We start from the raw sequence: 6476 nt of genomic DNA, 5'->3' as shown, positions 1-6476 counted from the left end.
GGCATCGGCCTGAACATCATCCAAGGTGCCCGCATGGTGAGCGCGCGCCAGATCATCGCCGTGGACACGGTGGCTGGCAAAGAGCGCCACGCCCGCGTGCTCGGTGCCACGCACTTCATCGACAGCAGCACTTGTGATCCCGTGAAAGCGGTGAAGGACCTCACCGGCGGTCTCGGAGCGGACTTCACCTTTGAAGCCATCGGCCTGCCGGAGCCCATCGAGCAGGCTTTTGATTCCTTGCGCAAAGGCGGCACCTGCGTCGTCACCGGCATCAGCCGTGGTGATGCCCGCGCACGCATCAACACCAACCAACTGCTCTACGCCGAGAAGACGCTGAAAGGCAGCCTCTACGGCTCCATGCGCCCCCGCATCGATCTCCCGCGCCTGATGGACCTGCACCAAACCGGCGCACTGAAGCTCGATGAGCTGCTCACCCGCACGTGGCGGCTCGATGAAATCAACGAAGCCTACGCCGCACTCGAGCGTGGCGAGGTGGCGCGCAGTTTGATCGTGTGGGAGTGAAGCCTGCTCACTTCATCGAAGCCAGATAGGCGAGAAGATCCGCGATCTCTGCGGCGGTCATGGCTTGTAGCAGTCCCTCGGGCATCAGCGAGGTGGGCAGAGGCTTCAGCGACTTCAAATCCGCCGCCCGCAGAGTGATCGACTGCCCCGTGGCGAGCTTCAGCACGGTTTCTTCCTTCGTCTGCTTCACGGCAAACCCCATCTGCACAGTGCCGTCCGCCAGTTCCGCCGTGTAGGCTGCATAACCCGGCGCGATCTGCTTCGATGGATGCAGCAGGTTTTCGAGGAGCTGCTCCTTCGTCAGACGCGCCCCGACTTTGGAAAGGTCCGGCCCGAAGTCCCTCCCCGTGCCATTCACAAAATGACAGGCCAGACAGGCGGCGAGTGATCCCGTCGGCGTCAGCATCGCCGAACCACGTTTGGCATCGCCTGTCAGGCTGAGAAGCTGCGGGACATCCGGCGTGAGGCCAATGGTCTTCCGCCGCTTCTCCGGTGGCAGGAATCGCTCGAAGAGTGGGGCGATGCTGGGGTCGGTGGAGGCCATGCCGGACTCTTTGAGTTTGTCAGGAGCTTTCAACCTTCGAATTGGATGCCTATAGTAAAGGGTCCATAGAGCCTCAGGCACGGTAGAGATAATTTCATTCTGTGGTTTTGCCGAGGCTGCATCGTTCATCTTCGCTGCTTCACTCAACGGATGCTTTTCAGCCAGCGGCGGCGTGCGCTTGCCAAGGTCCGTGATCCAATCCCAGAGCAAATCGTAGCCATGCTCATCCACCTCATGCGAGCCGATGATCGGCATGCGCCCGGCTCCCGTGCGGGCGGTGCGTGCCAGCAACGCGCTTCTCCAAGGCACGCCTGGAGCAATAAGCCGCGCATCCGCAATGCCCATGTCTCCACGCAGCGGCTTTTCACCGATGAGTTCCGTTTCGGCGAGGGGAAGGTCAATGTTCACCTTCAAAGCCACGGAGCCGCCGCCATGCTGACGATGGCAGTGCGCGCAGTTGGCGTGCAACCAGGAGCGGGCGCGGAGTTCGAGATCAGCGTCTCTGTCATGACTGGAGACGGTGCGTGAGGCGCTGGTCTCAAAGAAGGCCTCGTTCACCAAGCCGAAACCCACCGCCGATTCACGAACTGGCTGACCACTGATGAGCGAGAGTTGCTGAGGCTGGAAGCCGAGAGCGAAACCCGTCCATGGCGTGTGGCAGCGTGCGCACTCGGCACGGGCGTGGAAGCGATGCTGCACGGCTGCTGCTCCAGGGATGGGCACCTCCTGATCTGCGCCATTCACTCCGACAAGTTCGGCATCGGTCTGATCATCATTCCAGCGGTAGCTGTAGCCGTTCCACGTCTCGCCATCGAAGTGCAGGAGTTGGGTCTCGACTCGGCGGCTGGTGGCATCGGGAGTGCTGAGAGTCTTCGCCAGCACGGCATCCTTTGGCCAGACCACCTTGCTGCCACTCACACTGCCGTCCGGCTTCTTCGTGATGGTGGCTTCGACTTTCGTCTCTGCGGGCAACGCAATGAAGCGCCGACCCACAAGTCGGTCCTGCCACATCGGCTCCGCGACACTGAACTCATGCACTCCAGCGGCGGGTGTTTGCAGCTTCACATCCGTGAAGAGCCCCGTTTCGCTCAGCTTGCGCGGGAAGCTGGAAGGCTGACCCGTGGCGGGATTGCGCACGAGGCGATGAAAGGTGCTCGGCTTGCCCCAGTGGGCATAGACGATCTCGCCATCATCGAGCAGGCCAAAGGTCACGATCTTGTGCGGCGTGTCGGCGATCTCTTCGTGGCGGGTGATCTTCGTTCCATCATGCCAGAGCGCCCAGATTTTGCCTGTCTCGTAGTCGCCATAGACATAGGCTCCGTCGAGTTCGGGCAGTGCTTTGCCATGATAAACGTAACCGCCCGTGATGCTCGCCGCCTCCGTGTGTGGATGGGCGACGACGGGCGGCGTGATGGGTGCGAGTGGGCTGAACGTTTCCGGTTTGATCGACTGCGTGGCCTCCATGGCACTCCAGCCGTGATTCGTGCCACGACCGACGAGATGAATCATCTCCCAGAGTTCCCAGCCAACATCACCGCACCACAGGCGGCCTTTGGCATCGAAGCTGATCTTCCACGGATTGCGGAAACCGAAGGCCCAGATCTCGGGGCGCACGTTGGGTTTGCCCAGGAAGGGGTTGTCACTCGGCACGGCGTAGGTTTTGCCAGCATCGCGTTTGTTCACGTCGATGCGCAGGATGCTGCTGAGGAGATCGGAGTTGTCCTGGCCGGTGTTGCGCGGGTCGGGCGGCGCGGGAACCTCGGCATCGCCCGTGGTGATGTAGAGCATGCCATCAGGGCCGAACTGGAGATGCGCGCCATTGTGCCCACCACTGAGCCAGGTGAGCAGAGTTTCCTCGCTCGCCGGATCGATGACGATGGGTTCGATGGAGCTGAGTTTGAAACGCGAGAGCTTCGTGCCGTCCTCAATGCCAGCACCGAGGGTGTAGGTGAGGAAGACTTCTTTTGTCTCGCGCCACCTGGGGTGAAAAGCCAGACCATAGGCGTGATCAAGCTTGGGATACTTCACCTTCAGATCGATCATGAGATCCTTCGTCGATGCGGAGAGGTCACGCGGCAGAGACCAGACCTTCCCGCCATTCTCGACCACGATGATCCTGCCGGGCAGCCCCACGATCTCCAGTGCGTCACTCAAGCTCTGTTGAGCAAGAATCTCTTCGGCAATGAAGGGCTTTGCAGGTTCGGGTGAGCCATGAATACGTGAGGTCGTCCACGGCACGCGGGCATTCACCGAGGCTGCTGCGAGCAGAGAAAAAACAAGAATTCGGGAGAACATGCCCGCCGGTTTATCTGAAACCCACGGGCGTGGCAATCACGGATGCACGGCACTCATGGCACAAGGCTCTCATCCCAGGTCCACAGTGGTGTGATGGCACCGGCCTCGACCCAGCCACGGAGGTTTTCGGGGCTGCTGGGGATCTCGACGTAGAACCAGGGGCCGCGCTTCTCCAAAGTGCGGACCTGGCTGCCGGGTGGCAGACCGATGACGGTGCCGCTGGTGACGGTGGCGGAGGTGAAGGAATTCACGTCAGGCTGGGTGACGACGCTGATGTCCTTCACACGGTCTGGACCCAGCGGACGCAGCGCAGCAAAAGCACCGGCAGGCACGGCGATGATGAGTCCGATGATGCTGACGACAACGGGCCAGGCAGCGGTGCGCTGGGATCGGAACACACGCCACGCGAGAGAGAGGAAGATAAGCCAGACCCCAGCGGCGGCGAGGATGAGCCATTCATTCGTCGTAAAAGCGAAGCTGGCATCACGCAGCGGGGAGTTTTCTCCAAAGGTGAGGTAGCGGGTGCGCTCGAAGATGTGACGGAGGTTTTGGTTCAGCTCGGGATCGCGCCCATTGAGGAGCTGGGCGCGCTGATACCAGAGCGCTGCGCGGCCCATGTCACCCTGACGATAGCGGGCGTGGCCGATGATCTGGAAGACTTCGGCGCTGAGATGCGGCGGTGTTTTCTTCGTGAGGGACTCGGCGAGATACTGGGCGCGGGTGAAGTTGCCCTTGTCGATCTCGGCGATGGCATCGCGATAAAAATCATCCGGCGAAGCAGCCGTGGCTTTCGGAGCCTCGGCAGCGCTGAGGCTGGTGGCGAAAAGCAGGAAGGCGATGGCGATGACATTCAGTTTGGCCAAAGTCTGGCGCATGAGTGCGGCGAGGGTGCTCTGGATTTCGCCGCGCTCACTGGCCTGAAGGGCGGGAGCCTGAGCGGCGGTGAAGTTGGTGGACTCGTAGCGGTCGAGGATGGCTTTGAGCGGGCCTTCGCCGACAGCAGTGATGCCATGCGTGGTCTGGATGAATTGCGCGGCACTGCGGAGGAACTCTTGATCACTCGCACCGCCGCTGACGGACTCGAACTGATCCCACGCGGCTCGGAGCTCGCCTGCACGCCCGGAGATGCGAGCTTCCTTGCGGCGACGAGCCACCGCGAGCACACAAGCAAAGGCGAAGAGTCCGACGGGCACTGCCTGCACACTCCAGAAGGCGCTGCTACGCAGAAGAAGTGTGCTGGTGGGGGCGAGCCAGTGAGATTTTTGCGATGGACGAACAAGAATGTCGGTAATGTCGGCCTGCGGGTCTGTGACGGGCGGTGGAGCCACAGGGATCTCGGTCACGGTTCCTGATCCGCCGGCACCTGCTGACTCAGCGGCAGCGGTGACTGGCGCAGGCTTCATGTTCAGCGGGATGGGCTCGCTGCGGAGGGTGACGTATTTTTTCTGCGAGGGGCTGAAGTAGTTCAGCTCAAAGGGCGGAACATTCGGATGCACGGCCTCAGGCACCAGCACCTGGGTGTAACCGACTTTGCGTTCGAGTGTGGGCGTTTGGTTTTGATCCATCTGCCCTTCAATGACGTAGCGCTTCGCCGGGTAGATCTTCCAGCCACCATTGGAGACAAGCGAAGGAGTATTGAGAGCGTCGAAATTCCCGGCCCCAGATACGGCAAGCTCAACGGAGATGGGGTCACCCACGGTAAGGTCTGTCGGCGTGGCGGTGGCCGTCATCTGAAATTCGCCGACAGCGCCGCTGAAGTTGGCAGGCTTGCCCTCGGCTGGCATGGGCAGGACTTTGACGGTGATCTGCTGGCTCTTCACTTCCAATTTCCGCGGCTCACTCATGCCGGGGAAGAACCCTGGTGGGAAGTTCTGCTGAAAACCGGGAGGCAATATGCCGCGCTGAGGCTGTCCATCCGAAGGCACCTCGACGAGGAGTTCGAGCTTGGCTGGACCGACCTTTAAATCGCCGGTGCGCAGTGAGGAAAGCGTGCTGCGGAAGGTGAGCACGTAGTAGCCGATGCCGTCGATGACGGTGCTGCTCTGCTCATTCGTCTGAGGGAAGCGGGCGATGGCAAAGTCGCTCTTTTCCATATCGATGAGGCCGAGCCGACGGAGCTGCACCTGACGCGGCACATAGAGGCTGACATTCACGGGCACGACTTCACTTTGATAGATCTCCTTTTTGCCGAGTTCGATCTGGAGGATGGGCTGGTTTGCGTCGTCCTGAGTCTGCGCCTGACCATTCTGCGGGAAGTTGGCACCACCGTTTTCGACGGTGAGTTTGACTTCGTTTGTGGTGAGCGGCTGACCATCGACCACGACGGTCTGGGTTGGGATGACAAACTCACCCGGCTCGGTGGCGGTGATGCCCCAGGAAAGCTGGAGCGACACACTCTGGCGTCCGTTGACGATTTGGATCTGCTGCGAGGTCGAGACACCACTCGTCTGCCCGATCTGAAGAGGAAAGCGCAAGTTCGGCAGGCTCTGCACCTGACCATCCTGCACAGTGATGACGTAGTTGATCACTTGGTTCGGCCTTGCCGTCGCAGGCTGCACATAGGCGCGGACCGTGGCGGCGTTGGCGGTGCCCGCCAACAACAGGACAGCGATCACTGTCAGGCGACTTAGAACTGAGAACTGAAAACTGAGAACTGAAAATTTCATGAATGGTCCAATGGGTTTTGATCACCAATCCTTGCCCCGCACGGGCTCATCACGCGGGCGGACGATCATCGCCTTCTTCTGGTCGTCGGCGTAGGTGCGGAGGAAGGAGCGGGCTTCGTTGCGGCTGAAGCCGGTGGCTTCGTTTTCCTGACTCTCCGCCATCTCTGCTTCACGGCGTTCACGGGCCTCACGAGCTGCGGGGGTCTCCTGTCGGCCTTCCTCGCCGGCCTGGAGCTGACCTTCCTTCTCGTGTTCTTTTTCACCCTCACCTTTGCCTTCTTCTTCACCTTCTTGTTTGCCAAGGCTTTCTTTGCGTGACTTGTCTTCTTCACTGACGCCATCGCCATCTTTGTCACCGTTTTCACCTTCCTCTTCACCCTCTTCACCCTCTTCCCCCTGCTCGCCTTTTTCGCCTTTTTGACCCTTCTTGCCCTTTTTCTTGTCGCCCT

Annotated in this window: 3 protein-coding genes and 1 pseudogene; 1 reads left to right on the top strand and 3 read right to left on the bottom strand. The window is 60.7% G+C overall.

The features are described 5' to 3' along the window. On the top strand, positions 1–522 hold a 522-nt coding region (locus AC6FTP_RS24725; protein WP_497209576.1), incomplete at its 5' end, for a zinc-binding dehydrogenase. A 7-nt stretch (positions 523–529) separates the two neighbouring features. On the opposite strand, the gene AC6FTP_RS24720 is transcribed toward AC6FTP_RS24725, so the two are convergent. The 3 genes and pseudogenes from AC6FTP_RS24720 to AC6FTP_RS24710 form a co-directional block, all read right to left on the bottom strand. Continuing rightward, a complete protein-coding gene (locus AC6FTP_RS24720; protein ID WP_497209575.1) occupies positions 530–3361 on the bottom strand; it encodes a PQQ-dependent sugar dehydrogenase in 2832 nt (943 codons plus the stop codon). A gap of 53 nt (positions 3362–3414) precedes the next feature. Continuing rightward, on the bottom strand, positions 3415–6027 hold the full coding sequence (locus AC6FTP_RS24715; RefSeq protein WP_497209574.1) for a BatD family protein: 2613 nt from the start codon (positions 6025–6027) through the stop codon (positions 3415–3417). A 21-nt stretch (positions 6028–6048) separates the two neighbouring features. Continuing rightward, a pseudogene (locus AC6FTP_RS24710) lies at positions 6049–6476 on the bottom strand (hypothetical protein); the annotation flags it as partial.

The sequence above is a fragment of the Prosthecobacter sp. genome (assembly GCF_044378005.1).
GTDB lineage: Bacteria > Verrucomicrobiota > Verrucomicrobiia > Verrucomicrobiales > Verrucomicrobiaceae > Prosthecobacter.
Note: the sequence above shows the minus strand (reverse complement) of the source record. Positions and strands in the feature narration are given on the sequence as shown.

Coding starts and splice junctions, on each gene's coding strand:
- AC6FTP_RS24720 (WP_497209575.1), bottom strand. CDS start 3,361: ATGTTCTCCCGAATTCTTGTTTTTTCTCTGCTCGCAGCAGCCTCGGTG.
- AC6FTP_RS24715 (WP_497209574.1), bottom strand. CDS start 6,027: ATGAAATTTTCAGTTCTCAGTTTTCAGTTCTCAGTTCTAAGTCGCCTG.